The organism is Agrococcus sp. SCSIO52902, from assembly GCF_022983135.1.
GTDB lineage: Bacteria > Actinomycetota > Actinomycetes > Actinomycetales > Microbacteriaceae > Agrococcus > Agrococcus sediminis.
This window is the reverse complement of sequence record NZ_CP095269.1, coordinates 1,535,974-1,560,745: the sequence shown is the minus strand read 5'-3', so window position 1 is coordinate 1,560,745 and position 24,772 is coordinate 1,535,974. Positions and strand designations below refer to the sequence as shown.

27 protein-coding genes, 2 tRNA genes and 1 pseudogene are annotated in these 24,772 nt (G+C 72.9%); 12 read left to right on the top strand and 18 right to left on the bottom strand.

Going from position 1 to position 24,772, the window contains the following annotated elements:
- Positions 1-28 precede the first annotated feature (28 nt).
- Positions 29-868, bottom strand: coding sequence for a phosphatase PAP2 family protein (locus MU522_RS07780; RefSeq protein ID WP_246990486.1), 840 nt, complete (start codon positions 866-868; stop codon positions 29-31).
- Positions 869-955: 87 nt separating this feature from the next.
- The gene (locus tag MU522_RS07775; protein ID WP_246990484.1) at positions 956-2,230 is read right to left on the bottom strand and encodes a glycosyltransferase; all 1,275 of its coding nucleotides are present in this window, start codon (positions 2,228-2,230) and stop codon (positions 956-958) included.
- A 65-nt stretch (positions 2,231-2,295) separates the two neighbouring features.
- Here MU522_RS07775 and MU522_RS07770 point away from each other — a divergent pair, with 65 nt between their 5' ends.
- On the top strand, positions 2,296-2,772 hold the full coding sequence (locus MU522_RS07770) for a hypothetical protein (protein WP_246990483.1): 477 nt from the start codon (positions 2,296-2,298) through the stop codon (positions 2,770-2,772).
- 54 nt (positions 2,773-2,826) lie between these two features.
- Here the strand turns inward: MU522_RS07770 and MU522_RS07765 are convergent.
- The 5 genes from MU522_RS07765 to MU522_RS07745 all read right to left on the bottom strand — a co-directional run bounded on the left by MU522_RS07765 (position 2,827) and on the right by MU522_RS07745 (position 6,808).
- Positions 2,827-2,902: transfer RNA gene (locus tag MU522_RS07765), tRNA-Ala, on the bottom strand.
- Between the two features lie 60 nt (positions 2,903-2,962).
- Complete coding sequence (locus MU522_RS07760; RefSeq protein WP_246990482.1) at positions 2,963-4,168, bottom strand: hypothetical protein; 1,206 nt, start codon at positions 4,166-4,168, stop codon at positions 2,963-2,965.
- A 57-nt stretch (positions 4,169-4,225) separates the two neighbouring features.
- Entirely contained in the window at positions 4,226-4,891 is a 666-nt protein-coding gene (locus MU522_RS07755) for a GNAT family protein (RefSeq protein WP_128188590.1), read from the bottom strand.
- A gap of 10 nt (positions 4,892-4,901) precedes the next feature.
- Positions 4,902-5,822 (bottom strand): NAD-dependent epimerase/dehydratase family protein, encoded by a 921-nt coding sequence (locus MU522_RS07750; protein ID WP_246990481.1) that lies wholly within the window; start codon positions 5,820-5,822, stop codon positions 4,902-4,904.
- The gene (locus tag MU522_RS07745) at positions 5,819-6,808 is read right to left on the bottom strand and encodes a GDP-mannose 4,6-dehydratase (RefSeq protein WP_128188588.1); all 990 of its coding nucleotides are present in this window, start codon (positions 6,806-6,808) and stop codon (positions 5,819-5,821) included. Before MU522_RS07745 ends, MU522_RS07750 begins: the two co-directional genes overlap by 4 nt.
- A gap of 136 nt (positions 6,809-6,944) precedes the next feature.
- Between MU522_RS07745 and MU522_RS07740 the strand changes: the two genes are divergently transcribed.
- Genes MU522_RS07740 through mscL form a run of 3 tightly spaced genes read left to right on the top strand, consistent with a single transcriptional unit; the run spans position 6,945 to position 8,275 of the window.
- A complete protein-coding gene (locus MU522_RS07740) occupies positions 6,945-7,535 on the top strand; it encodes a 5-formyltetrahydrofolate cyclo-ligase (protein ID WP_246990480.1) in 591 nt (196 codons plus the stop codon).
- 10 nt (positions 7,536-7,545) lie between these two features.
- Positions 7,546-7,824, top strand: coding sequence for an FmdB family zinc ribbon protein (locus tag MU522_RS07735; protein ID WP_246990479.1), 279 nt, complete (start codon positions 7,546-7,548; stop codon positions 7,822-7,824).
- A 43-nt stretch (positions 7,825-7,867) separates the two neighbouring features.
- Positions 7,868-8,275 carry a large conductance mechanosensitive channel protein MscL gene (gene mscL / locus MU522_RS07730; protein WP_246990478.1) on the top strand — a complete coding sequence of 136 codons (408 nt, stop codon included), beginning with the start codon at positions 7,868-7,870 and terminating at the stop codon, positions 8,273-8,275.
- 114 nt (positions 8,276-8,389) lie between these two features.
- Here the strand turns inward: mscL and MU522_RS07725 are convergent, their stop codons facing one another.
- Together MU522_RS07725 and MU522_RS07720 are read right to left on the bottom strand one after the other, a co-directional pair.
- Positions 8,390-8,683, bottom strand: a complete 294-nt coding sequence (locus MU522_RS07725) for a hypothetical protein (RefSeq protein ID WP_246990477.1) — start codon at positions 8,681-8,683, stop codon at positions 8,390-8,392.
- Positions 8,680-12,531 carry an AAA family ATPase gene (locus MU522_RS07720; protein ID WP_246990475.1) on the bottom strand — a complete coding sequence of 1,284 codons (3,852 nt, stop codon included), beginning with the start codon at positions 12,529-12,531 and terminating at the stop codon, positions 8,680-8,682. Before MU522_RS07720 ends, MU522_RS07725 begins: the two co-directional genes overlap by 4 nt.
- Positions 12,532-12,693: 162 nt before the next feature.
- Here MU522_RS07720 and MU522_RS07715 point away from each other — a divergent pair, with 162 nt between their 5' ends.
- Positions 12,694-13,185 carry a DUF305 domain-containing protein gene (locus MU522_RS07715; protein WP_225792680.1) on the top strand — a complete coding sequence of 164 codons (492 nt, stop codon included), beginning with the start codon at positions 12,694-12,696 and terminating at the stop codon, positions 13,183-13,185.
- Between the two features lie 91 nt (positions 13,186-13,276).
- Entirely contained in the window at positions 13,277-13,687 is a 411-nt protein-coding gene (locus MU522_RS07710) for a four-helix bundle copper-binding protein (protein WP_128188582.1), read from the top strand.
- A 79-nt stretch (positions 13,688-13,766) separates the two neighbouring features.
- Here MU522_RS07710 and MU522_RS07705 read toward each other — a convergent pair whose 3' ends face one another.
- Positions 13,767-14,834: a peptidoglycan bridge formation glycyltransferase FemA/FemB family protein gene (locus tag MU522_RS07705; protein ID WP_128188581.1), complete on the bottom strand. Its 1,068-nt coding sequence runs from the start codon at positions 14,832-14,834 to the stop codon at positions 13,767-13,769.
- 145 nt (positions 14,835-14,979) lie between these two features.
- Positions 14,980-15,501, bottom strand: coding sequence for an ATP-binding protein (locus tag MU522_RS07700; RefSeq protein WP_281439982.1), 522 nt, complete (start codon positions 15,499-15,501; stop codon positions 14,980-14,982).
- 321 nt (positions 15,502-15,822) lie between these two features.
- Here MU522_RS07700 and MU522_RS07695 point away from each other — a divergent pair.
- Positions 15,823-15,984, top strand: a pseudogene (locus MU522_RS07695) (IS481 family transposase); the annotation flags it as partial.
- A 34-nt stretch (positions 15,985-16,018) separates the two neighbouring features.
- Positions 16,019-16,210, top strand: coding sequence for a hypothetical protein (locus MU522_RS07690; protein WP_128188579.1), 192 nt, complete (start codon positions 16,019-16,021; stop codon positions 16,208-16,210).
- Positions 16,211-16,257: 47 nt separating this feature from the next.
- Here MU522_RS07690 and MU522_RS07685 read toward each other — a convergent pair.
- A tRNA-Arg gene (locus MU522_RS07685) sits at positions 16,258-16,329 on the bottom strand.
- A gap of 100 nt (positions 16,330-16,429) precedes the next feature.
- Between MU522_RS07685 and MU522_RS07680 the strand changes: the two genes are divergently transcribed.
- From MU522_RS07680 to MU522_RS07670, 3 genes are all read left to right on the top strand, one after another.
- On the top strand, positions 16,430-16,849 hold the full coding sequence (locus MU522_RS07680) for a DUF6153 family protein (protein WP_246990471.1): 420 nt from the start codon (positions 16,430-16,432) through the stop codon (positions 16,847-16,849).
- A 97-nt stretch (positions 16,850-16,946) separates the two neighbouring features.
- The gene (locus MU522_RS07675; protein WP_128188577.1) at positions 16,947-17,552 is read left to right on the top strand and encodes a DUF305 domain-containing protein; all 606 of its coding nucleotides are present in this window, start codon (positions 16,947-16,949) and stop codon (positions 17,550-17,552) included.
- 103 nt (positions 17,553-17,655) lie between these two features.
- Positions 17,656-18,510, top strand: coding sequence for a F510_1955 family glycosylhydrolase (locus MU522_RS07670; RefSeq protein WP_246990470.1), 855 nt, complete (start codon positions 17,656-17,658; stop codon positions 18,508-18,510).
- On the opposite strand, the gene MU522_RS07665 is transcribed toward MU522_RS07670, so the two are convergent.
- The 4 genes from MU522_RS07665 to MU522_RS07650 all read right to left on the bottom strand — a co-directional run bounded on the left by MU522_RS07665 (position 18,507) and on the right by MU522_RS07650 (position 22,533).
- Positions 18,507-19,781 carry a heavy metal translocating P-type ATPase gene (locus tag MU522_RS07665; RefSeq protein WP_246990469.1) on the bottom strand — a complete coding sequence of 425 codons (1,275 nt, stop codon included), beginning with the start codon at positions 19,779-19,781 and terminating at the stop codon, positions 18,507-18,509. The two genes, MU522_RS07670 and MU522_RS07665, sit on opposite strands and share 4 nt — an antisense overlap.
- 247 nt (positions 19,782-20,028) lie before the next feature.
- Positions 20,029-20,820 carry an NlpC/P60 family protein gene (locus MU522_RS07660; RefSeq protein ID WP_146355419.1) on the bottom strand — a complete coding sequence of 264 codons (792 nt, stop codon included), beginning with the start codon at positions 20,818-20,820 and terminating at the stop codon, positions 20,029-20,031.
- Positions 20,821-20,919: 99 nt separating this feature from the next.
- Positions 20,920-21,717 (bottom strand): C40 family peptidase, encoded by a 798-nt coding sequence (locus MU522_RS07655; RefSeq protein WP_246990467.1) that lies wholly within the window; start codon positions 21,715-21,717, stop codon positions 20,920-20,922.
- A gap of 144 nt (positions 21,718-21,861) precedes the next feature.
- Entirely contained in the window at positions 21,862-22,533 is a 672-nt protein-coding gene (locus MU522_RS07650) for a metal-dependent transcriptional regulator (RefSeq protein ID WP_246990465.1), read from the bottom strand.
- A gap of 80 nt (positions 22,534-22,613) precedes the next feature.
- Here MU522_RS07650 and serC point away from each other — a divergent pair, with 80 nt between their 5' ends.
- Positions 22,614-23,714: a phosphoserine transaminase gene (gene serC, locus MU522_RS07645; protein WP_246990464.1), complete on the top strand. Its 1,101-nt coding sequence runs from the start codon at positions 22,614-22,616 to the stop codon at positions 23,712-23,714.
- Here the strand turns inward: serC and MU522_RS07640 are convergent, their stop codons facing one another.
- Both MU522_RS07640 and MU522_RS07635 read right to left on the bottom strand, forming a co-directional pair.
- Positions 23,715-24,323, bottom strand: coding sequence for a DUF3027 domain-containing protein (locus tag MU522_RS07640; RefSeq protein ID WP_246990463.1), 609 nt, complete (start codon positions 24,321-24,323; stop codon positions 23,715-23,717).
- Entirely contained in the window at positions 24,307-24,681 is a 375-nt protein-coding gene (locus MU522_RS07635; protein WP_246990462.1) for a cold shock domain-containing protein, read from the bottom strand. Before MU522_RS07635 ends, MU522_RS07640 begins: the two co-directional genes overlap by 17 nt.
- Between the last annotated feature and the right edge of the window lie 91 nt (positions 24,682-24,772).

Here is a 24,772-nt window from a genome sequence, read left to right as displayed (position 1 = left end):
GGCGCCGCCGCGCGAGGCCGGGCCCGCCCTACGGCGCGGGCACGGCCTCGCCGTCGGGCTCGACGGATGCGCGCCTGACGGTCAGGTAGAGGCGGTGCGCCGTGATCACGAGCACGAGCCAGGCCGCGCCGAGCGCCCACGCCGCGACCACGTCGGTGAGCCAGTGGTGTCCGAGCACCACGCGGCTCAGCCCGATAGTGATCGCGAAGACCGCAGCGATCGCGATCGTGAGCACCCGCTGCCAGCGGCGCTCGAGCCGCAGCACGATGAGGTACGCGACGATCCCGGCGATCACGGTCGCGTTGAGCGTGTGCCCGCTCGGGAACGAGGCGGAGTGCTCGTACGGCGGCACCGCGAGCTCGAGCGGCGGCCGCGAGCGGCCGATGAAGCCCTTCGCGACGATCGTCATGAGCAGCGAGCCGAGGCCCGCCGACAGCATGAGGATGACCGGCGTCCACGAGCGGCGTCGGATCGCGAGGAGGAGCATCACCGCGATCGCCAGCACCGGCATACCGATGACGCCGGCGACATCTGTGTAGGCCGTCACCGCCGGCCCGAACCACCCCGGTCGCCAGTCGGCGAACCACGCCGTGATGGGCATGTCGAGGTTGGCGAGGCCGTCCTCGTCGGTGACCGCCTCGTAGACCTCGGCACCGCCCGCGGCGAGCCCGGCCGCGACCGCGAGGCCGATCGCGAGCGTCAGCAGCAGCGCGGCGTGGGGGCCGAGCCTGCGCCCGAGCTGCTCGACGAGCCGCGCCACCACGCGACCGACGCGCGTCGTCCAGTGCGTGAGGTCGCGCCCGCCCACGTAGCGGTCGCGGCGCACCTCTCCCGCCGGTCCCTGCTCCGGTCGCGCGTCGTCGTCCATGCCCACCCCGTCCCGATCGTGGCGACGATCCTCTCGCGCGCGCCTGAGCGGCGGCCCGCAGCGCGCCGGTGCTCCGTCGCCCGGTGCTCAGTCGCAGAGGGGCGTCGGCACGAGCAGGCACTCGACGAGCTCGGCCGCCCGCGACGCCCCGCCGAGCGCCGCGAGCTCGTCGGCGATCTGCCGGGCTCGCGTGCGGTAGCGCGGCTCCCGCAGCACCTTGCGCACCGCCGCGAGCACGCGCGGCGGCCGCGGGCGCCCGGTGCGCAGGTCGATGCCCGCGCCCGACCACGCGACTCGCGCGGCGACCTCGGGCTTGTCGGCCGAGCCGCCCGCGACCACGAGCGGCACGCCGCACGCGAGCATCTCGAGCACGCCGCCCCAGCCCCCGTTCGTCACACCGACGTCGGTGTGCGGCACGACCGCCGAGTAGGGCACGAAGTCGACCAGCCGCGCGTTCGCCGGCACCTCGCGCTCGATGGAATGCCCGGCGGTCGTGCCGATGACGCGCACCGGCACGTGCGCGAGCGCGTCGATCGTGGGCAGCAGCAAGGCGCTCGGGTCGGTGTCGACGGTGCCCTGCGTGACGAACACGACCTGGCGCGGCTCGTCGGCGAGCGTCTCGGCCCACAGCGGCGGCGGCGCGAGCGGCCCCGTCCTCGGCTCGAGCCAGCCCACGAAGCGCACCGAGGCCGGCAGGTCGCCCGGGTCGTACTCGAGCGACGGCGAGCCCGTCGCGAGCACCAGCCTCGGCGAGTAGAGCGCCTCGTCGAACGGGCGCCCCGGCCCGAGCCCGAGCTCGGCGCGGGCGGCGCGCAGCGAGCGGTCGAGGGGGCCGGATGCGTTGCGCACGACGGCGCGCAGCATGCGGTCGCGCGCGCGGCCGAGCCACGTGCGCGCGGGCTGCATCGCGAGGCCCGGCGGCGGCAGGTCGCGGCTGCGCATGGTGAGCGGCATGAGCGACACGCTCGCCCACGGCAGCCCGAGCACCTCGGCCGCGAGGCCGGTGCCGACCGCCATCACGTCGCCGACGAGCGCATCGAAGGGCGTGCGCTCGTGCGCGGCGCGGATGTCGCCCACCTGGCCGGGCGCGGTGCCGATGAAGAGCTCGCCGAGGTTGGCGAGCGTGCCGAGGGGCCCGGGGGGCGCGACGCCGGGGAACGCCTCGGCGAGGCGGTGCTCGTCGAAGTCGAGCGCGTCGCGCCAGACGAGCGTCTCGCAGCCGAGCCGGTCGAACGCCTCGACGTGGCGATCGCCCGTGTAGGCGGTCACCCGGTGCCCCCGCGCGAGCAGCGCAGCGGCGACTGCCGTCATCGGCCGGACGTGTCCGGCGAACGGCATCGCAGTCACGAGCAGGTGCGCCACCTTCGCACGATACGCCCGCGACGGACCGATTGAGGGGATTAGTAGAACACTGTTATGGTTACCCTGTGCCTCGAGCCCTGCAGCTCGCCCTCGGCATCGTGGCGGTCGCCGTCGGGCTGTCGCTGGGTGCGATCATCGTCACCGTCTGGCGGCCCTGCGCCGCGGCGGTGATGCCGCTCGACCCGATCACGTCGCCCGCGTGCGCGCACGTCGCGAGCGGCCCGAACACCGCGTGGATCGGGCTGCTGCTGTGGCCCGTCGCGCTCGCCGCCGCGGGCTTCGCCGCCCTCCGCGCGATCTCGCGGGGCTGGGGCGCCGTCACCGCCGCAGTCGTCGTCGTGCTGGCGCTCGCCGCGCTCGCGGCGAACCCCATGGTCGAGTACCTGCTGCTCAACCAGGTGCCGCAGTCGTGGGACGAGCCGCCCGGCACCGGGTCGCTGACCGCCGCCCTGTTCGTGCTGGCGGGGCTCGTCATCGCCACGACGCTCGCACCGCGGCCGCGCGGCGGGCCGCGCGTGGCGGAGGAGCGCCGCTGGGTCTGACGGATGCGCAGGAGACGACGACAACCCCGCCTCGCGGCGGGGCTGTCGATGTGGTGGTGGACCCGGGGGGAATCGAACCCCCGACCTTCTCATTGCGAACGAGACGCGCTACCAACTGCGCCACGGGCCCGGACCGGTTCAGAGTACCCGACACCCGCCCCAGCGGCGAAATCGGGGCGACCGCTCGGGCTCAGACGACGCGACGCGCGAACGCGGCATGCACGTCGAGCCCGTCGAGGTCGTCGTCGACGAGCCCCATGGCGGCGAATCGGGAGCCGCCTGCGGGCGCCGGGCGGCGCGCCGGAGCCTCGCGACGGATCGCGTGCTCGTCCTCCTGCGTCTCGAGCGGCGCATCCGACCGCACGACGTCGAGCGACTCGGCCGCTCCGATCGCTGCGCCCAGCTGCACCTCGCGGATCGGCACCGCGGGCGCGGTCGGCGCCATGCGTCGCTCGGTCTCGGTCGGCACCTGGGCGAGCTCGCCGGTGACGATCTCCTCGAAGCTCGGCTCGAGCCGCGTGACGCGCGCGAGCGGGCCCGAGATGGCCTTGCGGTCCTCGGCCAGCTGCTGGCGCGCCCGGCGCAGCAGGTCGTCGCTCGGCGACGGCGCCTGGTACTGCACCCGAGTCCGCGGCTCGGGCAGCGGCTGGGGCGACCAGGCGCGCGAGGCCAGCACCTCGTCGGTGCGGAGGGCCGCCGGCGGCGCGGTGGCGACCCGCGGCGCCTCGCCCGTGCGCGACGCCTGGCGCGCCACGACCTGCTCGGCCATGCGCGCCTCCGACGCGACCGCCTCGGCCGCGACCTGCCGCGCCTCGACGAGCGTGCGCACGTGCGGCGCCGTGGCCTCGGCGACCCGGCGCATGCGCGCCGACGACGCGTTCACCGCGACGAGCCCGGCAGCGCCGAGCACGGCGACCGCACCGCCGACCACGAGCAGCACCTGCATGCCCGGCACCGCGGCGCCCACGACCATCGCGGCGACCGCGACGAGCACGAGCGCGAAGCACGCCAGGCGCGTGCGGCGCAGCCGCTGCGCGCGCGACACCGACGACTTCACGGCGGCGCGCACCTCGCGCTCCACCGCCTTGATCTGCTCGTCGAGCTCGCGGGCGCGGGCGACGGCCTTCGCGTGCTCCATCGCCTGCTTGAGACGGGCCTCCTTCGCGACCGCGCGCTGCTGCACGGCGATGGTGCGCGCGTCGGCCTCGAGCCGCACCTCCTCCGGCGACTCGGCCGACTCGGCCATGATGCGGAGCGTCTGCTGCAGCCGGATGGCGTTGCGCTCGGTCGCCAGGTACTCGCGCTTCCGCGTCCACACGGGCACGAGGTAGACGACCCAGAGCACGACGGCGACGATGAGGATGAGTGTCGTCCCGAGACCTGCGAACTCTGGCATGTCCTGCACGGTAGTGGCGCGGCGCACCCGATCACGGGAGGGCGCGCGGCGGTTCGATCAGGCGCGGGGCGAACTTCCCGCGCGCGGGTCGCCGCCGACCGGCACGGGGTAGACCGAGCGGTCGAACGGCGGCACGCGGCCGGCCTCGAAGCGCTGCAGGAGCGGCTCGGCGAGCTCCTCGCGCACGAGCGCGAAGCACAGGTGGTCGCGCCAGTCGCCGTCGATGTGGATGTAGCGGCGGCGGCAGCCCTCGTAGCGGAAGCCGAGCTTCTCGACCACGCGCAGGCTCGCGACGTTCTCGGGCCGGATGCAGATCTCGACGCGGTGGAGGCCCATGCCGAGCATGAGGTGATCGGTGACGAGCGCGACCGCCGTGGTGGTCGCCCCGCGGCCCGCGAAGCGTCGCGCGATCCAGTAGCCGAGCGTCGAGGAGGCGAGCGCGCCGCCGGAGATGTTGGCGACGTTCAGCTGGCCGGCGAACTCGCCGTCGACCTCGATCGCGAAGGCGAGGCCGCTGCCGTCGCGGTCGCTCTCGAGCAGCGAGCGGATCGACGAGCGGGTGTCGAAGCGGCCGCTCGGGCGCGTGCCCGGCAGCGTCGCCTCCCAGCGCTCGAGCCAGGGCCGGTTGGCGAGCAGCTCGCCCTCGAGGGTCTTCGCGTCGCGCATGCGGATCCCCCGCACGGTGACGGCGCCGTGCGAGAGGCGGGGCGCGCTGTCGAACACGCTGTCGAGCCTAGAGCGTCGCCGCGCGCATCCCCTGGGCCGCGAAGTCGCGCACCGTCTCGGCGAGGCCGATCCGCGGCAGCCAGCCGAGCTCGTCGCGCAGGCGCCCCGCGTCGCCGATCACCTCCTGGGCGTCGACCGGGCGCCGCTCGCCCGCGATCCGCACCCGCGGCGGCATCGGCACGCCCAGGGCCGCGCAGAGCTCGGCCAGCACCTCCCCGCCCGATCGGGCGACGCCCGAGGCGACGTTGTAGAGCGGATGCTCGAGCACGGGCGCCTCGCAGAGGGCGAGGTAGGCGGCGGCGACGTCGCGCACGTCGGTGTAGTCCCGCCGGGTGGTGAGGTCGCCGACGGGCAGCGCCTCCCCCGGCCGCAGGCGCCGGAGCCCCGCGGCGAGGTCGGGCAGCAGGAACCCCTCGCCCTGGCCCGGCCCCAGGTGGTTGAAGGGCCGCACCGCGATCGTCTCGAGCCCGCGGCCGCGGTAGTAGTCGAGCTGCAGCTCGACGAGCAGCTTGCTCACCGCGTAGGGCGAGGAGCACGCGGTCGGCGCCCGCTCGTCGAGCGGGCCGTCGCCCGGCGCGTAGACGGCGCCGCTGCTCGCGCCGATGAGCCGCGGCCGTTCGTCGAGCCGCAGCAGCGACTCCGCGAGGTGCGTCACCATCGCGGAGTTCTGCTCGAGGTAGCGCTGCGGCTGCGCGAACGACGGCCCCACGGCGGCGAGGCCCGCGAGGTGCAGCACGACGTCGACGGGCGGCAGGGCGGGCGCCGCGTGCGCGAGGTCGGCGACGACCGCCTCGTCGAGGTCGGGCGGCGGCTCGCGCCGCTCGGAGCGCAGCACCCCCACCACGCGGTGGCCGCGCTCGGCGGCGAGCCGTGCGACGTGCCGGCCGACGAAGCCGTCGGCGCCGGTGATCGCGATCCTGAGGCTCATGCAGGCACGCGCCCGCTGACGAGCTCGCGGTCGTGCGCGACCATGCGCCGCACGAGCCCCTGGAAGTCGACGTCGCGGCGCCAGCCGAGCAGCGCCTCCGCCTTCGACGGGTCGCCGAGCAGGATGTCGACCTCCGCGGGCCGCATGTACTCGGGGTTCTGCCGCACGTAGGGGCGCCAGTCGTCGACGCCGATCTCGGCGAACGCGCGCGCGAGGAAGTCCTCGATCGAGTGCGTCACGCCGGTGGCGAGCACGAAGTCGTCGGGCGTCGGGTGCTGCAGCATCTGCCACATGCCTCGCACGTAGTCGCCGGCGTAGCCCCAGTCGCGCTTCGGCCACAGGTCGCCCAGCTCGATCGCGTCCTGCAGGCCCGCCTCGATGCGCGCGACCCCGTCGGTGATCTTGCGGGTGACGAACTCGACGCCGCGGCGCTCCCCCTCGTGGTTGAAGAGGATGCCGCAGGAGACGAACATGCCGTAGCTCTCGCGGTAGTTCTTCGCCGTCCAGTGGCCGTAGAGCTTCGCGACGCCGTAGGGGCTGCGCGGGTGGAACAGCGAGTCCTCGGCGTAGCCCCGGCCGGGGCGGTTGTAGTCGAGGCCGCCGAACATCTCGGAGGTCGACGCCTGGTAGAAGCGCGTCAGCCCGCCGCGGCCGGTGACCCGCACCGCCTCGAGCAGGTTGAGCACGCCCTTGCCGGTGACCTCGGCGGTCAGCGCCGGGTTCTTGAAGGAGTAGCCGACGTGGCTGATCGCGGCGAGGTTGTAGAGCTCGTCGGGCGCCGCCATCTCGACGGCGCGGATGAGCGAGGTCGGGTCGGTGAGGTCGCCCTCGAGCAGCGTGACGGCCGGGAACTCCTCCCGGACGGCGTGGCGCTTCGGGTTGTGCTGCCCGCGGATGAGCCCGAACACCTCGTAGCCCTGCGCGAGGAGCAGCTCGGCCAGGTGTCCGCCGTCCTGCCCGGTGATGCCGGTGACCAGCGCTCGCATCGCACCCTCCGTCGCTCCTGCCCTCACAGTACGGTTTGCGTCACACCTTTATCAAACAGTGTTCCACAACGTCGGCTCAGGAGAGCGGCAGGACCCAGGCGAAGCCCGTTCACCGGCACGCGCTAGATTCCGGGGCGTGAGCGACCCGGAGCACGACGTCGAGGAGGCCAAGCGCGCCCTGCGCCGACGGCTGCGCACCGAGCGGGCCGAACGCGGCGCGGCCTTCGCCGCCGCGCGCGCCGACGGCCTCGCCGCCAACCTGCAGGCGCTCACCCGCGCGCTCGGCGCCCGCACCATCTCGGCCTACCTCTCGCTCCCGGAGGAGCCCGACACGCGCGCCTTCCTTCGCTGGGCCGACGCCCAGGGCATCCGCGTGCTGCTGCCGGTCATCCGCCCGGACGGCCTGCTCGACTGGGCCGAGCACGACGGCACCGAGACCGTCGAGGCGACGCTCGGCATGCCCGAGCCCACCGCCGACGCCCTCCCGCCGACCGCGCTCGACGAGGTCGACCTCATGCTCGTGCCCGCGACGGCGGTCGGCCGCGACGGCTCGCGCCTCGGCGGCGGCCGCGGATTCTTCGACAAGACCATCGCCGCGATGGCAGAATGTCCTCCGGTCTATGCCGTCGTGCACGACGAGGAGCTCTTCGACTCCGTGCCGCACGCGGCCTACGACCAGCCGGTCGACGGCGTCGTCACGCAGTCCGGCATCCACCACACGTCCTGAGGAGCGCACCGTGCCCGTCTACGCCTACGCCTGCACCGCCTGCGGCCACGCCTTCGATGCGCGCCAGAGCTTCGACGAGCCGTCGCTGACCGTCTGCGAGGCCTGCGGCGGCGCGCTGCGGAAGCAGTTCGGCACCATCGGGGTCACCTTCAACGGCTCCGGCTTCTACCGCACCGACTCGCGCGCCAGCAGCGCCTCCAGCTCGGGCTCGGGCTCGCGCTCGTCGTCGAGCGGCGCCGCGAAGGCCGCCCCGTCGACCTCGTCGAGCGGCGCCGGCACGGCCGCCTGAGCACGCCGGTCCCCCTGCCACCAGTACCACCGAGGAGGACCCCATGGAGGGCTTCAAGAAGTTCCTGATGCGGGGCAACGTCGTCGAGCTGGCCGTCGCGGTCGTCATCGGCACGGCGTTCACCGCGATCGTCACCGCGTTCACCGAGGCGATCATCAGCCCGCTGCTCACCATGGCGTTCGACGCCGACGAGCTCGCCGGTGCGACGATCGGCCCGTTCAAGATCGGCCTGCTCATCGCGGCGATCATCAACTTCCTCGTCATCGCCGCGGTCGTCTACTTCGCGCTCGTGCTGCCCATGACGAAGCTCAAGGAGCACCAGGATCGCCGCCGCGGCGTCTCCCCCGAGGAGCCGGCCGAGACCGACGTCGACGTGCTGCAGGACATCCGCGAGCTGCTGCGCGCGCAGCAGGCGCCGGGCGCCGCGCCCGGCCCCGCGCCGCGCGCCTGACGCCCTCTCCCGCGACCGCCGAGGCCTGCAACAGATATAGGGTCAACGGCTCCCATCGGGCCGCCCTGGCCGCCACTGCGCCTACATCTGCAGGGCGGAGGACGGGCGGATGCGTCAGCCCCAGTGGGGCGGGACGTCACGACGCAGCTGCTCGTCGTTCTCGCTCCCGCGCTCCTGCCGCTCCACCGGCGGCTCGCCCGTGTACCCGGGCGACGGCTCGGTCGAGACGCGCCTGCCGCGACGGCGGATGACGAGCGGCACGGGCTGCGGCTCGGCCGCATCCGCTGCGCCGGCCTCACTCGCGCTGCCGTCGCTCGACCGGCTCTGCGCGTCGCCGACCGGACTATCCGGCCCAGTGCCCGCGGAGCCGGTCGACGGACGGTCGGCCGGGCCGCCCTCGTGCGTCACGACGACGCATCCGCCCCGACGAGCTCGGCGATGCGATCGGCGACGCCCTCGGGGTCGGTGAAGAGCTCGAAGGCGTGCACGCGCATCGTGTGCCAGCCGAAGCGGCGCAGCACCTCGGGCCGCAGCCGCAGCGCTTCGCGCAGCGTGCGGTCGCCGTCGTCGTGGTCGGCCTCGATCGCGGCGCAGATGCCGCCGTTCGCCACCACGAGCGGCAGCTGGTCGTCGTAGGAGACGTCGGCGCGGAGGCCCCGGCGGCGCAGGCGCGTCGCGAGGTCGACCATGAGCGGGTCGCCGCCGAAGAACGTCGGGGCGCGATCCTCGGCCGCGATGTCGAGCAGGATCTCGCGCAGCATCGCCGCGCCGTGCGCGAGCCGCTCGGGGTCGAGCTCGGCGGCGTCGAACGACGTGACGATCTGCAGCGCCTTGCGGGCGCGCGTCATCGCCACGGCGAGCAGGCGCTCGCCGCCCGGCTGCCCCAGCGTGCCGAAGTCGACGTTGCGGCCGTGCTTCGTGCGGCCGTAGCCGACCGAGAAGATCACCCGGTCGCGGCTGAGCGCGCTCGCGTGCGTGACGTCGACGATGACGAACGGCTCCTCGCGGTCGGCGACCACGAAGTCGGTGAGCTGGTTCGACGACGCGAGCGCCGCCATCACCGCCTGCTGGATGCGCACCTCGTGCTTCTCGTTGGCGGTCACCACCATGAGCGACTCCTGCGGCCGCGAGCGCGCGTGCTGCGTGACGAGCTGCACGACCCGGTCGACCTCGGCGTCGGGGCTCTCGACCGTCGCCGCGCCCTGCTCGGGCAGCCCGTGGGCGCCGTGCACGATCGAGGCGGTGAGCGAGGCGTGGCCGAGGTAGGCGCCCGCCCACGGCAGCGCCTCGATGCGGCCCTCGTAGAAGCGCTCGTTCACGGCCGCGACGAGGTCGGCGCCGCCCGTGCGGTACGAGCGCGTCAGGTGCAGCGTCGGCAGCACCTGCCCGAGCCGCGACAGCGCCGACTCGGCGTGCAGCTCGTCGGGCGTCGCGAGCTCCTCGCTCGGGCGGATGCCGAGGGTCGAGATGCCCACGTCGAACGGCGCGGGTGTCTGCGTCGCCGAGTCGCCGAGCGCGATCACCTGCCGCGCGCGGCTGATGGCGCCGGCGGCCTCGGCGATCGTGATGGCGCCGGCGTCGGCGATGATCACGGCGTCGAAGGGGATGCGCTTGGGCACCCGGTGCAGGTCGTACGGCGAGGCGAGCCACACGGGCGCCACCGAGCGCGTCAGGTGCGGCGCGAGGCGCTGCAGCTCGTCGGCGTCGACGGGACCGGCCTTGATGAGGCGACGCAGCGCATCCGCCTCGTCCGGGTGGTCATCGACCGCGAGCCGCCAGCCCTGCGCGACCTGATGCGCGAGGCGCGCGCTCGACGCGTCGACGTGCGCCTCGTCGACGAGCGCGAAGTCCTGCTCGAGGCGTCGCAGCACGTCGGTGTTGCCGCGCAGCAGCGCCCGCTCCCGGCCGAGCATCGACTGCAGCGCCGACTGCCACCACGCGAGGTCGAGCTCGTGCTCGACCTGGTCGTCGGCGACGTGCCGGTCGGCGAAGTCGGTCAGCAGCGCGTCGAGGCCGAGGCGCTCGACCGAGCTCATCAGCTCGGCCCGCTCCTGGATGTTCTGCAGCGCGTCGCTCGGAGCCGCGAGCTCGGCGATGCGCGCCTCGAGCTCCTCGATCGGCAGGTCGACGCTGCGCACCTCGGGCTTGAGGGCCGCGTCGAGGCGGTCGAGCCGCACGACGACGTCGCGCAGGCGCGCGTCGAGCGCGGCGAGGCCCGCGGGCACCGACGGGATCGAGCCGTCGGGCGCGAACTTCGCCCACAGCCGTCGCTGCTGCTGCGCGGCGACGAGCACGTCGTGCAGGTCGGGCACGTGGCTGCCGGGGCGGATGTACTCCTCGGCGAGCTTCTTGAGCCGCCGGCGCTGCATCGCGCCGAGCGACTGGATCGCCTCGCGGCGCGGGCCCGTCGCCGTGATGAGCTCGCCGAGCGGGCGGTCGTAGAGCGACGGCGTCATGACGTCGAGCGTGGCCCGCACGTCGGTGAGCAGCGCCACCTGGATGCCGAGCTCGGCGAGGGTCGCCGCGGGCCGCAGCTTCGTGTCGCCGATCACGCGGCGCGCCTCGGTGAGCAGCGCCTCGAGGTCGCCGCCGGAGGTGCCCGGCCCGGTCGTCGCCGAGCCGGCGAGCGCCTGCGAGTCGGCGAGGGCGGCGGATGCGTCGCCCGAGGAGTCGAAGGAGGCCCCGTACCAGGGCGTGTCGCTCGGCCCGTAGCGGAACTGCCCGAGGGCCGCGGCCTTCCGCATCGTCGCCGCCACCCGCGGCCGGTCGGTCGCGAGCGCGACCGTCGCCTGCTCGCTCAGCCGCGCGCGCGTCGACGGCGGCGTCGGCAGCATCGCGAGCCGCGAGAGCTCCTTGAGCGCGTCGAGCACCGACACCTGCAGCTTCGGGTCGACCCGCTGCAGCGCGGCGCGGTAGTCGAGCAGCACCTTCCGCAGGCGCAGCATCGCCTCGTCGATCTCGCCGGTGTCGGGGCGCTCGGACTGCTCGATGCGGCGGATCGCGCCGATGAGGTCGCGCCGGAGCGTCGCCTCCGAGACGGCGAGCGACTCGAGCTTCGTGCTCGCGAGCCGGTCGCCGATGTCGCGCAGCGTCGCTCGGCGGGGGCTGACGACGAGCACGCGGCGGTCGTCGCCCACGAGCGCGGCGATGACGTTGACGATCGTCTGCGTGAGGCCCGTGCCGGGCAGCGCCTCGACGACGAGCGAGTTGCCGGCGGCCGCCTCGGCGATCACCGCGTCCTGCTCGGCGTCGGCGTCGAGCACGAGCCGGTCGACCTCGGGGTCGCGGCTGTCCTGCGGCGTCTCGTCGACGCCCGCGCGGCCCTCGCGCACGCGCCACGCGGCCTGCTCGTCGCCGCGCACCGCGTCGAGCACGTCGTGCGGCTGCTGCTGCAGGTCGGCGGCCATCGGCTCGCCGACGTCGGCGAAGGTCGAGGCGAGCAGTCGCGCCTCGACGGTGAAGCCGGGCACGTGCGCCGCTGCCTGGCGCAGCGCGTCGAGCACGGCGTTGGGCGTGAAGGTGCCCTCGCCGGAGCCGAGCTCGATCAGCTGCCGCTCGTCGAGGCGCACGCCGTGGTGGCCGCGCAGGATGCTCGCGATGCGCGGGTTGACGAAGGGCCGGCCGAGCAGCTGCAGCTCGAAGTCACGCCCGCGGCGCCGCACGACGAGCGGCCGCAGCAGCACTGGGCCGTAGACCTCGCCGCGGCCGCCGGCGGCGTCGGCGTGCGGGAACCGCGCCATGCCGATGCCGAGGTGCACGGCGTCGATCGAGCGGGCGGCCGCGAGCTCGATGCCCTTCGACGCGATCGCCGCGGCCGCCGAGCGGGCGGCGCGGAGCGCGAGGTCGTCGCGGATGAGGCTCGACAGCGCGGTCGGCCGGCCGGTGATGAACTGGGCGAGGCCGCCCGGATGCGTCGTCGAGAGCTCGATGCGGGTCGCGGTGGTGTCGATGAAGTCGGTCAGCGGGCTCCGCCCGCCCACGCGCCGGAGCGCATCCGCCCACGCCTGCCACTCCCCCTCGCGCCGGCGCACGCGCGGCGCCGGCTCGGCGGCGGCCGGCTCGGGCGCGAGGCTGCGGTCGGGGCCGGGCTCGGGGGCGTCGTGGGCGTCGAGGATCGCGTCCTCGGCGGCGTCGGCCACGGCCTCCGCCTCGTTCAGCGCAGCGCGGTCGACGGCGGCGCCGCGGGCGCCCGCCGTCTCGTGCGTCGCCTCGTCGACGGGCCCGTCGCCCCGGATCTCGGTCTCGTCTTCACGCACACCGTCACGATAGCCACGCGGCCGGGAGCCGCGCGGGTGCCACACCGCCGGGTGCCACGGCGCGTGGAGGACACTCCAAGGTGGACCCGGTTCCATGGCCTGCGTCAGCGGCGAGCAGCTGGGTGCTGCCCGATCCGACACCCCGACCACGGAGGAGCCGCCATGACCCGCTCGGAACAGACCGACGCACACGAGCAGTCCGGGCATGGCCCAGCACGGATGTACCTCAAGTTCGGCGCGATCCTGCTCGTCAGCCTCGGGCTCATGTGGGTGCTCTCGATGTCGATGATCCGCGAGCTCGGGCACTTCACCTTCAACATCAGCAACTTCTACATGGCGCTCATCATGGTCGCCGCGATGGGGATCGTCATGACGATCGGCATGTGGTCGATGTTCCCCAGCAGGAAGGCGAACATCGCCATGGTCGTCGGGTTCGCTGCCCTGTTCGTCGTCGCCCTCCTCATGGGCAGGAGCGAGGCGTTCGTCGGAGACAAGGGCTTCCTCGAGTCGATGATCCCGCACCACTCGCGGGCGATCCTCGTGTGCCAGGAGTCGGACATCACCGACCCCGAGATCGTGCAGCTGTGCGACGACATCGTCGAGGCGCAGCAGGAGGAGATCGCGCAGATGGAGGAGATCCTCGAGCGCTACTGACGTCGGACGGGCCGGCGGCGCGAGCTGCGCCGCGGGACCGGACGGACAGGCTGCGACCGTCGCAGCCGAACTGGAAGAAGGAGAGAGAACGATGACCCATCACGTCATGTCGATGCTCGACACCTATCCCAAGGACCTCGGAGGCGTCGACCGGGACAAGCTCGCCGCATGCATCGAGGCATGCTTCGAGTGCGCCCAGACCTGCACGGCGTGCGCTGACGCGTGCCTGGCGGAGGACATGGTCGCCGAGCTGACCACGTGCATCCGCACCAACCTCGACTGCGCGGATGTGTGCGAGGCGACCGGCCGCATCCTCTCGCGTCGCACCGGTGCCGACGCCGCGGTCACGCGCGCGGTGCTGGAGGCCTGTCAGGCCGCGTGCAAGGCGTGCGCGGACGAGTGCGAGCGCCACGCCGACATGCACGAGCACTGCCGGGTGTGCGCCGAGGCCTGCCGGAAGTGCGAGCAGGCCTGCGCCGACCTGCTCGCGTCGCTCGGCTGAGCCGGACTCGACTGCCCTGGCGAGTCCTCGTGGACGCGCCAGGGCAGTCGAGCGCAGGCGTCGGGACGAGCCGCGCCGCTCAGAACCAGGCGTCGCCCGTGCGGCGGGTGTAGACGGCGCGCAGCCAGCGGCCCGCCTTCTGCCACAGCGCGTAGCGGCCGGTGAGCGGCAGCTCGAAGGTGGGCATGTACGTGACCGGCTCCGCCGCCCATGCGGTCTTGAAGGTGTAGAGGCCGCGGATGTCGCTCGTCTCCCACTCGGCCGGGTCGGGGATGTTCGCGAGCTCGTAGAGCGTGACGCCCTGCGCGTGCAGGTCCTGCATGATCTTCCACTGCATGAGGTAGGGCGCGAAGATCTTCGCGTTCTCGCGGATGCTGCCGGCGTCCTTGTACCAGGCTGTGTCGCCGAAGCGCATGACGAACGCCATCGACTGCACCTCGCCCTGGTAGTGCGCGACGTAGAAGTGGCCCTGGCCGACGGTCTTGTAGACGTCCCAGATGCGCTGGAAGTATTCGGGGTGACGGAAGTAGCCGCCCGAGCGCTCCTTCGTCTCGCCGATGAGCCGGTGCATCTCTGCCTCGTGCTCGGGCGTCATCGCGACCTTCTCGACCGTCACGCCGAACTTGTTCTCGGCGGCGCGGTAGGAGTTGCGGGCACGCTTCTTGAAGCGGGCGGCGACCTCGTCGAGCGTGCCGGTGAGGTCGACGGCGACGGCGTGCTGGTACTGGCTCGAGGCCGCACGCACCCAGCCGTTGCGCTCGAACGCGGCGATGAGCTCGGGGTCCTCCGCCTGGAAGGTCTCCATCTTGAGGCCGAACCAGCGCTTCGGGTAGGCCTTCGCGCGGGCGGTGATCGCGTCGACCGCGGCCGCGTCGATGCCGGCCACGCGAGGCAGGAAGAGGATGCGGCCGGCGAGCGGCGCGCTGCGCTCGAAGAGCTGGATCGGCAGTTGACGCTCGCCGCCGCCGGCGACGGGCACGGTCACGACGTCGCGGAGCGCCCGCCACGGGCTCTCCTCACGGGTGCGGGCCCACGCATCCGACTGCATGTAGTGGGCGCGCGGCTGCCCCTCGAGCACCTGCGCGTCCCACGCGGCCCCGTCGGTGGCCTTCGCGGGCCTCGGCTCGGCCGCAGCGGTGATGCTCATGCGCTCGCTCTCGTCGTGGGACTGCCTGGATGATCCGCTCGGGCGGCCCGGTCCCGGGCTCGCCGGAGCGGCGGATGCACGGGGCCGCGCATGCGTGGCCCGTCGCGCTCGATGCTACCGGCGTGCGGAGCGAGGGCATGCGCAGCTAGAGCCGATCGAGGATGAACGCGACGCGATCCGCCGGGCTGAGCACGGGCACGGTCACCACCGGGCTCGGGAGTTCGCGGTACACCTCCGTGAGCAGGGCATGGATCCGGGACTGGGCTGCGGCATCCTCGATGCGAGCGTAGTCAGGGGCGAGCGGCAGCAGGTCGAGGATGAAGACCTTCCGATACGACACCCGTGGGAGCGCGTCGAGCAGTTGGGCGTGGGGCTCCAGATCGAGGAATCGATGGTAGGCCAGCGAGTCAGGGAGGGCGCGGTCGAGGAAGACGGTCTCATCGGGGTCGAGGCTCGCCTCCTGCTCGAGCTGCATGGCGAAGACACCGCACTGGAACTCGCGCTGCCGCCCGCGCACTTCCTCGACGCTCCTGCCCTCGATCCGCTGGAGGTCGATGTAGTGACGGGCGTGCTCGACGGTCGTGGCGTAGCCGCGCTCATGCAGCAGGTTCACCGTCGTGGTCTTCCCCGAGCTCGGCCCGCCGGTGATGACGTACCAGTTGCTCATGTCGCCCCTTTCACCCGGCCGGCGCCGGGACTAGCGTCATCGACGAGCACCGTACACCGATGCAGGCGCGGACCCGGCGCTGGCGGTGTGGCTGACATCGCTCACCGTGTCTCGAGGACAGGCGGGAGCTGCCTGCGCGGCTGACAGGAGGACTGGGACGGGATGGATGCAGTGGTCTAGAGGTCCTCGAGCACGAGCTCTGCGTCCGGACGAGCCACCTCCGGCCGCGGCGGACGCTCGCCGATCCCCGGTTGGGCGCCCGCGCACGCGGGCCAGCCCCCCCCTCCCCCCCCTGCGACGGGAGCCGCCTGTCTCGATGAGCACGGCGCGCCCGCCTCGACGCTGACCGACAACGGTCGCGTCTTCACCGCCCGCCTCGGCGGCGGCCGCAACGCCCTCGAGTACGTGCTGCCGCTGCTGGGCGTCCGGCAGAAGAACGGCAAACCCGGCCATCCGCAGATGCAAGGCAAGATCGAACGCTTCCGCACCAGCTACAAGCCTCCGCCGAGCTGGCCGCATGCACCACCTCGCCATCGGCGCAGCCCACCGAGGCCGACGCATCCTCGCCCTCATCGACGACACCACCGCCACCGTCATCGACCTCGACACAGGCGAGATCCTCGCCACCAACACCATCGACCCGGCACGCAGCTACTGGCGCAACACGAGAAGAGCCCCCGGCCGATGGCCAGGGGCTCTCTCTTCGTGACACATGTCGCGACTCAGGTGAGACCTATGTCGCGACTCATCACAGCGTGCCCCTGGAGGGACTCGAACCCCCAACCAGCTCCTTAGGACGGAGATGCTCTTCCATTGAGCTACAGAGGCCAGGCTCACCGAGCCTATCGCGGCACCACGGTGCCGCAGGACTGGTGCACAGGGATCACCCCGACTCGGCGACTATCCTCGAAGAGGAGAGGGGGCGGACATGGGCGCTAGCGGCATCGTCGCGAGACGGTTGCTCCTGCGCTGGCTCCCGGTGGCGGTCCTCCTCGTCGCCGCCCTGACCATCGGCCTGCTCGGGATGCACACGGTCAGCGGCCCCGACGGCCACCGCCCGGCCGTCTCCGATGCGTTGCCGCTGGCGGCATCGGGAGCGCCGACACTCCCGGAGCACGCGCAGGCGCAACCGTGCGAGTGCGCCGCTCCGTCGCCTGATCACTCGTCGGTGCTGATGTCCTGCGTGCTCGCCCTCCTCGCGGGGCTGCTCGTCGTGACCCCTCGCCGATGGACCGGAGCCCTCACCATCCCGTTGACGCGCGGCGGCGCGATGCTCGAGCATGACCCGGGCGCGATTCCCCGTCCACGGCCTCCCTCATTGATCTTCCTCTCGATCAGTCGGACCTGATACGGGCAGCACCGCGCCGGATGCGTCCGGTACGCCGCCGCGTCCTGTGGGACGCGAGACCCATCTGCAATCCGAATGATCGAAGGACAGAATGACTATGAAGAAGCACTTCCGCACCATGACCATCGCTTCCGGCCTCATCGCATCCGCTGTGATCCTGGCTGGATGCTCGACCCAGGGGGGAACGGCCGCAGGCACCTCCGAGAGCCCGGGTGCCAGCACCTCTGCAGAAGCATCCGCCGACTTCAACTCGGCAGACGAGATGTTTGTCACCATGATGATCCCTCACCACGAGCAGGCGGTCGAGATGGCCGATGTCGTGCTGGACAAGAACGGCGTCGACCCGCGCGTGCTGGACCTCGCGCAGCAGATCAAGGACGCACAGGGTCCCGAGATCGAGACGATGCGGGGCTGGCTCGAGGCATGGGGCATCGAGTACGAGGACAGCTCGATGGGCGGCATGGATCACGGCGACGGCATGATGACCGATGACGACATGCGCCAGCTCGAGGATGCCGAGGGTGCAGAGGCGAGCCGCCTGTTCCTCGAGCAGATGGTCGTGCACCACGAAGGAGCAGTCGAGATGGCCGAGGTGGAGGTGGAGACGGGGCAGAACGCGGAGGCGGTCGCCCTGGCCGAGCAGGTGATCGAGGACCAGACCTCGGAGATCGAGACGATGCAGGAGCTGCTCGAGCAGCTCTGACCTTGACCGGCACGGGGAGGCCTGCGGCTGCGCGCCCGGGCCCGGGCCTCCCCATGCCGGCACCGACCCGACCCCTGGTTCGACACCCCTGGAGGCACCGACGATGAAGACCCCCCGCTCGCGAGCGCTCCTCGCCATTCCTGTGCTCGCGCTCATGCTCGCCGGGTGCGCCCAGGAGCCCGCTCCGGACGCAGCCGCAGCTCCGCTGCACGACGATCCGTTCGCACACGTCCACGGCATCGGCGTGCTCCCGGGCGACCCCGACATCCTCGTCGCCAGCCACGCAGGCGTCTACCGCGTCGACTCCGCCGGCGAGGCGGAGGGGCCGCTCGGAGGCGAGGACTTCGACGCCATGGGCTTCACCGTCGCCGGCGGCACCCTCTTCGCCTCAGGGCATCCGGGAGCCGCGACGTCTCCCGAGCTCGGCGCTCCCAATCTGGGGATCGTGCGCAGCGTCGACGGAGCGGCGACGTGGGAGCCCGTCGCGCGGACGGGGGTCGAGGACTTCCACGTGCTCACCGGCGGCCCCGACGGCAGCCTCTTCGGGATCGGCTCATCGTCGCCCAGCGTGCAGGCGAGCAGCGATGCCGGCACCACCTGGACCGCCGGGGCAGTGCTGGCAGCCGCTGACCTCGCCGTCGGCGCGGGCGACGAGCTCTACGCGGCGACCGAGGACGGCCTGCAGGTCAGCGTGGACGGTGCTGCGACGTTCGCTCCGGTGCCCGACGCGCCGCTGCTGTTCCAGATCGCCGCCGGCGCCGACGGCACGCTCGTCGGCGCGGGCATCGACGGCCAGCTCTGGCGCGCGCAGGACGGCCGCTGGACGGGCAGCGAGCGCTTCAGCGGCGCGCTGCAGGCACTCGCCGTCGGTGAGGGAGGCTCGCTGCTGCTCGTCGACGACCGCGGCCTGGTGCGCATCGATGCGAACGGCGCCGACGTGATCCGTCCCGCCGGCTAGGTTCGGCGACCGACGCTCACGCGGGTTGCGGCTGCACCGCGTCTGAGCTGTCGCGCCCGACGCCGTACGAGAACTCGCGAGCCTGCCCGGCATCGAGCGGTGCTGCGACGCCAGACACCCGTACTCGGATGGGTGGAGCCGATCCCGGGTGCGAGCGCAGCCTCGCACGGTCGCTGCACGAGCTGCACGATCTGCGCCAGCGCTGTATCGGCGCCGATCCTGGTCGCACGCACCCGCAGCGTGCCCACGGTGTTCACCGTCGCTCCGATCACCTCGGATCCGGGCTCCTTGGCCACGGGCATGGACTCGCCCGTCACCATCGACTCGTCGACCTCGGAGACGCCCTCCTCGACGTCGCCGTCGGTCGGGATCTTCGCCCCGGGCCGCACCAGCATGAGATCACCGGGCATGACCTCGGACGTGGAGACCTCCACCTCGACGCCGTCTCGGATGACGACCGCCCGTGGCGGCGCGAGCTCCAGCAGCCGGCGGATCGCGTCGTTCGCCCCGCCTCGGGCGCGCATCTCGACCCAGTGGCCGAGGAGCACGAAGGTCGCGAGCACGGATGCCGCCTCGTAGAAGACCTCGCCGCCGCCCGTGAGCGTGACCACCAGGCTGTACAGCCAGCCCGCACCCACGCCGACGGCTACCAGGACCATCATGTCGAGGGTCCGCTCGCGCAGCGCTCGCCAAGCACCGTCGAAGAAGATCCAGGCGGCGTAGAAGATCACCGGCAGCGAGAGGATCAGCGCGAAGACGTCGTCGCGAAGCCCGAACGGGGCCGGGATCGCGAACCCCAGCACCTCCCGACCGATCGGCGACCAGAGCGTGATGGGGATCGAGAGCAGCGCGGCGACCACGAAGCGGTTGCGCATGTCGCGCGTCATCGCCGCCATGGACATGTCGGCGTTGTGGCCTCCATGTCCCATGACATCCTGCGCGGACGGCGCAGCCTCCTGCTGTCGGCTGCCGTGGTCGATCAGGGCCGACGGTCCCTCGTTCCCGCCGTGCATGGCGGCGACTGGATCGCAGATGTGGTCCGGCACGGACTGCCCCGAGCAGTGATAGCCGCACTCGATCACCCAGTCGCGGAGCTGCCCGACGCTGGTGACTCGGGGGTCGTAGGTGACGTTGGCGGTCTGCGCGACCGGGTTGGCGTCGACGGCGACCACCCCCGGCCGGCGCAGCAGCGCGGCTTCAGCGACGGACTTCGAGGACGCCCAATGCACCCCGCTGACCTCGAGGACGACGGTGCTCGGCTCGGCGGTCACCGGGCCCACCGCGGACGAGCGTCGATCGCAGCGCGTCGAATCGGACGATCGAGCTGATCCTGCACCAGCGAGCGCGGCATCGGCATGGGCGGCCTCCTGTCCAAGACCATGCTCACCGTGTTCCGGAGGCGCGTGCACGGGCCTCCTTCTGCTGCATGGGCTGCACCCGGAGGATCGCGAGGCTCGTCCTCACAGCGCTGCACGACGAAGCGCCCGCCCCGAGGGGCGGGCGCTTCGTCGTGCAGGGTCAGGTGATGTCGATGAACACCGGTGCCGTACCGCCGATGTTGACGCCTGCGACGACCGTGTTGTAGCCCGACCAGCCGCCGTGCACGGCCTGGCCACCACCGATGTAGATGGCGATGTGCGCGCGTCCCACGCCGCCGTCGGCGTAGTAGATGACGTCGCCGGGCGAAGCCTGGGACATCGGGATGGTCGGGCCGAGGTTGAACAGCGAGCCCATGCCCGAGTACGGGAGCCCCGCAGCGCCGATGGCCTTGCGCACGAGCTGCACGCAGTCCTGCGAGACGCCGACCTGTGCGAGCGCGGTGTTGGCGATGACGCTGCCGGACGCCCCGGCCGACACCGCGGCGGACGGCGCGCTGGAAGCGGGCGAGGAGGAGGCTCCTCCCGCCGTGCCCCCAGCGGTCGCCTGCTCGGCATCCTGCTGCTGGGCCTGCTGCTCCTGCTCAGCCTGCTGACGCTCCAGCTCGGCCTGCGCCGCAGCCTCGAGCTCCGCTCGGATCTGCTCGAGCTCCTCCGCCGTCGTGGCCTGCACGTCGAGACGAGCCTCGAGGCCGGGGCCCCCTGCCGTCACGACGCCCGAGACCGACTGTGCGTCCTGCGCGACGATGGACGAGTACGAATCGGAGGCGTCGGCGTTGGAGCTCGACGCGAAGGCGGGGAGGGCGAGGGGCGTGGCGAGTGCCGCAGCGACAGCGATCACGCCCACACGACGGGCGTTGCGCACCACCGACGCGCGGGTGAAGCGCTTCTTGTCGGTGGACTCGAAGCCGGTCATCTCGGTTGAGGTCGTCACAGGCTGATACTCCAAAAATCTCGGTGGAACGAAGCGCCGACAGGCGGCACTTCGACCCACGTTACCAAATCGTTATCGTTTTGTCACCCGACGTGCAGGTCAGCCGAACCGGCGGACCTCGGGCGTGCCGAACGCGGCGACCATGGCCGCATAGTTCGAGTACTTCACCGGCTTGCCGCTCGTCGCGGCATGCACGATCTGCCCGCCTCCGACGAACACGGCGACGTGCCCGTTCCACACCAGGAGGTCACCGGGAGCGACCTGCGACGCCGGCACCGGAGTGCCGTAGCCGGCCTGGGCGTTGGACGAGTGCGGCAGATAGTGCCCTGCCTGCCCGTACACCCACACCGTGAAGCCGGAGCAGTCGAAGCCCGTAGCCGGGCTCGAGCCACCCCAGACGTAGGGCACGCCGAGCTGCGACTGCGCGATCGCGGCGATCGAGCCGTTGGCGGGGATGCTCGCCGCCGCAGGCGTGCTGACGGCCTCGCCGCCCGTCGCCGCAGCGGAGGCGACCTCCGCTGCCTGCTCCCGCGCCTCGGCCAGCTCGGCCTGGCGCGCCTCCTCGGCGGCGGCGGCGGCCTCCTGCAGCTCGGCGAGCTGCTCGGCGGTCGTGCCGGCGATGCCCTCGCGAGCGACGAGGTCGACGCGCGCGTCGGCGGCGACGGTGACGGTCTGCGAGTTCTCGGCGACGATGCTCGCGAGCTCGTCGGCGGAGAACTGCTCGCCCTGCGGCACGAAGGCCGCCGCCGGCAGCGAGAGCGCGCCGACGAGGGCGGCCGCGATGCTGACCACGCCGACGCTCTTCACGCCGCGGCGGAGCGGCGCGAGCGCGCGCTCCCTCGGAGCAGGTCGTCCGGCCATCGGGACGGCGATGGCCGTCGAGTGCTGCTGATCCATGCTTCGGTGTTCCCCCAGATGCGTGCAGATCCCCGCACCACGGTGCAGGGCTGACGCGGCGAGACTAGCCGACCGTTACCAATCCGTCACAATCCGTCCACGCCCGTCGGCGAGCCTCTGAGGGGCCTGAACGAAGCCTGGACGTCACGCCTCGAGGTAGATGTGCTGCGCGAGCTCGACGGGCAGGTCGATCGCGGCGCCGCCGACCACGGAGAGGCGGATGCGCGGCCCGACGTCGGTCACGGCGACGCGGGCACCCGGGACCACGCCGGCCGCCTGCAGCTCGGCGAGCCCCTCGATGTCGTGCTGCACCGGCTCCCCGAGCCTGCGCACCACGTGCTCGCCCCGCGCATCCGTCGCCGGCACGACGCCCGCGAGGAACGCCTCGGCGGGCTCGAGCCCCAGCTCGGCGAGGCCCGGGATGGGCGTGCCGTACGGCGACTCGCGCGGGTTGCCGAGCAGCGCGAGCAGGCGACGCTCGACCTGCTCGCTCATGACGTGCTCCCAGCGGCACGCCTCGTCGTGCACGAGGCTCCAGTCGAGCCCGATGACGTCGGCGAGCAGCCGCTCGGCGAGGCGGTGCTTGCGCAGCACCCGGATCGCGAGCGCGCGGCCCTCCTCGGTGAGCTCGAGGTGGCGGTCCGGCGCGACGACGACGAGCCCGTCGCGCTCCATGCGTGCGATGGTCTGCGACACCGTGGGGCCCGAGTGGTGGAGCCGCTCCGAGATGCGGGCGCGCAGGGGCGTGATGCCCTCCTCCTCGAGATCGAGGATCGTGCGGAGGTACATCTCTGTCGTGTCGACGAGATCCGTCACCCGCAGCTCCCGCTTCCTTCGCCCCGTCCGCCTGCCATCCGGCTCCACCCTATTGTCGCCGCGCTCGTAGGATCGTCAGCGTGAGCGACATCGTCATCCCCGCCGACCTCCTGCCCGCCGACGGACGATTCGGCTGCGGCCCGTCGAAGGTGCGGCCCGAGCAGGTCGCGCGCCTGCAGTCGAGCCTCGACCTGCTCGGCACCAGCCACCGGCAGGCGCCGGTGAAGGGGCTCGTGCGGTCGGTGCGCGAGGGGCTCGCCGAGCTCTTCTCGCTGCCCGACGGCTACGAGGTGCTGCTCGGCAACGGCGGCTCGACCGCCTTCTGGGACGCCGCGGCCTTCAGCCTCATCGAGCGCCGCTCCCACCACCTCACCTTCGGCGAGTTCGGCGCGAAGTTCGCGAAGGCCGCCGCCGCGCCGTGGCTCGAGGCGCCGAGCGTCGCGAGCGCCGAGCCCGGCTCGCGCCCGGCGCTCGAAGCGGTCGAGGGCGTCGACGTCGTCGCCTACCCGCACAACGAGACCTCCACGGGCGTCTTCCACCCGGTCGTGCGGGGACAGGCGGATGCGCTGACGGTCGTCGACGCCACGAGCGCGGCGGGCGGTCTGGCCGTCGACGTCGCCGAGAGCGACCTCTACTACTTCGCGCCGCAGAAGAACTTCGCCGCCGACGGCGGCCTGTGGCTCGCGCTCGCCTCCCCGGCGGCGATCGAGCGCATCGAGCGGATCGGCGGCTCCGGCCGCTACATCCCGGAGTTCCTGTCGCTGCAGCAGGCGGTGACGAACTCCCGCCTCGACCAGACCCTCAACACGCCCGCGCTCGCGACGCTGCTGCTGCTCGACGAGCAGATCCGCTGGATGCTCGCCTCCGGCGGCCTCGACGCGATGGCTGCGCGCACGGCCGAGTCGGCGTCGACCCTGTATGCCTGGGCCGAGGCGCGCCCCGAGGCGACGCCGTTCGTCGCCGACCCGGCGCACCGCTCCGACGTCGTCGTCACGATCGACTTCGACGAGTCGGTCGACGCTGCCGCGCTCGCGAAGGCGCTGCGCACCAACGGCGTCGTCGACACGGAGCCGTACCGCAAGCTCGGCCGCAACCAGCTGCGCGTCGCGACCTTCGCCGCGATCGAGCCGGCCGACGTGCTGCAGCTGACCCGCTGCCTCGACTTCCTGCTCGAGCGCTAGTCAGCGGTCGGCGCCGGCGGCCTCGTCGTCGGCGTCGTCCGCCTCGTCGTCGTGGTCGCCGAGGTCGTGCTCGTCGTCGATCGCGAAGTCGTCGTCGAAGTCGTCCTCGAGGTCGGCCTCGAGATCCGACTCCAGCTCCTCGTCGTCGACGAAGTCGTCGTCGTCCGCGCCCTCGGCGCCCGAGGCCTCCTTGGCCGCGAGGTAGTCGGCGAGCCGGTCGGCCCACGGCACCCAGGCGGGCGCGAGCAGGGAGCCCTCGCCGGGCAGCAGCGCCACCTCGAGCACGGTCGGGCCGCCCTCGAGGCCGCGCGAGAGCAGCACCGTCCACGACCAGTCGGGGTAGCCGCCGAGCGTCGAGGCGTGGCGGATTGCGAGCACGTGGTCGCCCTCGGCGAACGCGTCCTGCACCTCGCCCACGGCGCCCTTCGGCGCGACCTCGTCGAGCGCGGCGATGGCGAGCTCGAGCTCCTGGAGCGTCGGCGTCGCGGGCACGGGTGCGGGCGACTCGGCCTGCGGGGCGGCCGCCTGCGCGTCGGGCTCGGCGGGCGCCTCGGCGTCAGCGGCCACGTCGGCGTCAGCGGGCGCGTGGGCCTCAGGCATCGAGGTCATCGGCGACCCTCCGGAGCATCTGCGCGACGGTCGAGCCGTGCGCGGCGCTCGGGTAGCGGCCGCGACGGAGGTCGTTGCCGACGGTGTCGAGCAGGCGCACGAGGTCCTCGACGATGATCGCCATGTCCTCCGTGTCGCGGCGGGCGGCCTTCACCGCGGCGGCGCCGACCGTGCGCAGCGAGAGCGCCTGCGGGCCGCGACGGCCCTCGGCGATGCCGTACTCGACCTTCGCGCCGGGCTTGATGACGACGCCCTCGGGCACCGCCGACGCGTGCAGGAACACCTCGACGCCGTCGTCCCCGGCGATGAAGCCGAAGCCCTTGGCCTCGTCGAAGAACTTCACCCTGCCCGTCGGCATGGCACCCTCCCCAGCGTCTGCACTGCGGCGCCCTGCCGCTTGCGCCCCAGCGTAGTCGGCGCCGGATGGGCGGATGACCGCGTTATCCTGG

What these genes read in the sequence shown, in the direction of transcription:
- MU522_RS07780 (WP_246990486.1), bottom strand. Translation starts at nt 868, where the DNA reads ATGGACGACGACGCGCGACCGGAGCAGGGACCGGCGGGAGAGGTGCGC.
- MU522_RS07760 (WP_246990482.1), bottom strand. Translation starts at nt 4,168, where the DNA reads ATGCCAGAGTTCGCAGGTCTCGGGACGACACTCATCCTCATCGTCGCC.
- MU522_RS07750 (WP_246990481.1), bottom strand. Translation starts at nt 5,822, where the DNA reads ATGAGCCTCAGGATCGCGATCACCGGCGCCGACGGCTTCGTCGGCCGG.
- MU522_RS07745 (WP_128188588.1), bottom strand. Translation starts at nt 6,808, where the DNA reads ATGCGAGCGCTGGTCACCGGCATCACCGGGCAGGACGGCGGACACCTG.
- mscL (WP_246990478.1), top strand. Translation starts at nt 7,868, where the DNA reads ATGGAGGGCTTCAAGAAGTTCCTGATGCGGGGCAACGTCGTCGAGCTG.
- MU522_RS07715 (WP_225792680.1), top strand. Translation starts at nt 12,694, where the DNA reads ATGACCCGCTCGGAACAGACCGACGCACACGAGCAGTCCGGGCATGGC.
- MU522_RS07710 (WP_128188582.1), top strand. Translation starts at nt 13,277, where the DNA reads ATGACCCATCACGTCATGTCGATGCTCGACACCTATCCCAAGGACCTC.
- MU522_RS07705 (WP_128188581.1), bottom strand. Translation starts at nt 14,834, where the DNA reads ATGAGCATCACCGCTGCGGCCGAGCCGAGGCCCGCGAAGGCCACCGAC.
- MU522_RS07700 (WP_281439982.1), bottom strand. Translation starts at nt 15,501, where the DNA reads ATGAGCAACTGGTACGTCATCACCGGCGGGCCGAGCTCGGGGAAGACC.
- MU522_RS07690 (WP_128188579.1), top strand. Translation starts at nt 16,019, where the DNA reads ATGCACCACCTCGCCATCGGCGCAGCCCACCGAGGCCGACGCATCCTC.
- MU522_RS07680 (WP_246990471.1), top strand. Translation starts at nt 16,430, where the DNA reads ATGGGCGCTAGCGGCATCGTCGCGAGACGGTTGCTCCTGCGCTGGCTC.
- MU522_RS07675 (WP_128188577.1), top strand. Translation starts at nt 16,947, where the DNA reads ATGAAGAAGCACTTCCGCACCATGACCATCGCTTCCGGCCTCATCGCA.
- MU522_RS07670 (WP_246990470.1), top strand. Translation starts at nt 17,656, where the DNA reads ATGAAGACCCCCCGCTCGCGAGCGCTCCTCGCCATTCCTGTGCTCGCG.
- MU522_RS07655 (WP_246990467.1), bottom strand. Translation starts at nt 21,717, where the DNA reads ATGGATCAGCAGCACTCGACGGCCATCGCCGTCCCGATGGCCGGACGA.
- MU522_RS07640 (WP_246990463.1), bottom strand. Translation starts at nt 24,323, where the DNA reads ATGACCTCGATGCCTGAGGCCCACGCGCCCGCTGACGCCGACGTGGCC.
- MU522_RS07635 (WP_246990462.1), bottom strand. Translation starts at nt 24,681, where the DNA reads ATGCCGACGGGCAGGGTGAAGTTCTTCGACGAGGCCAAGGGCTTCGGC.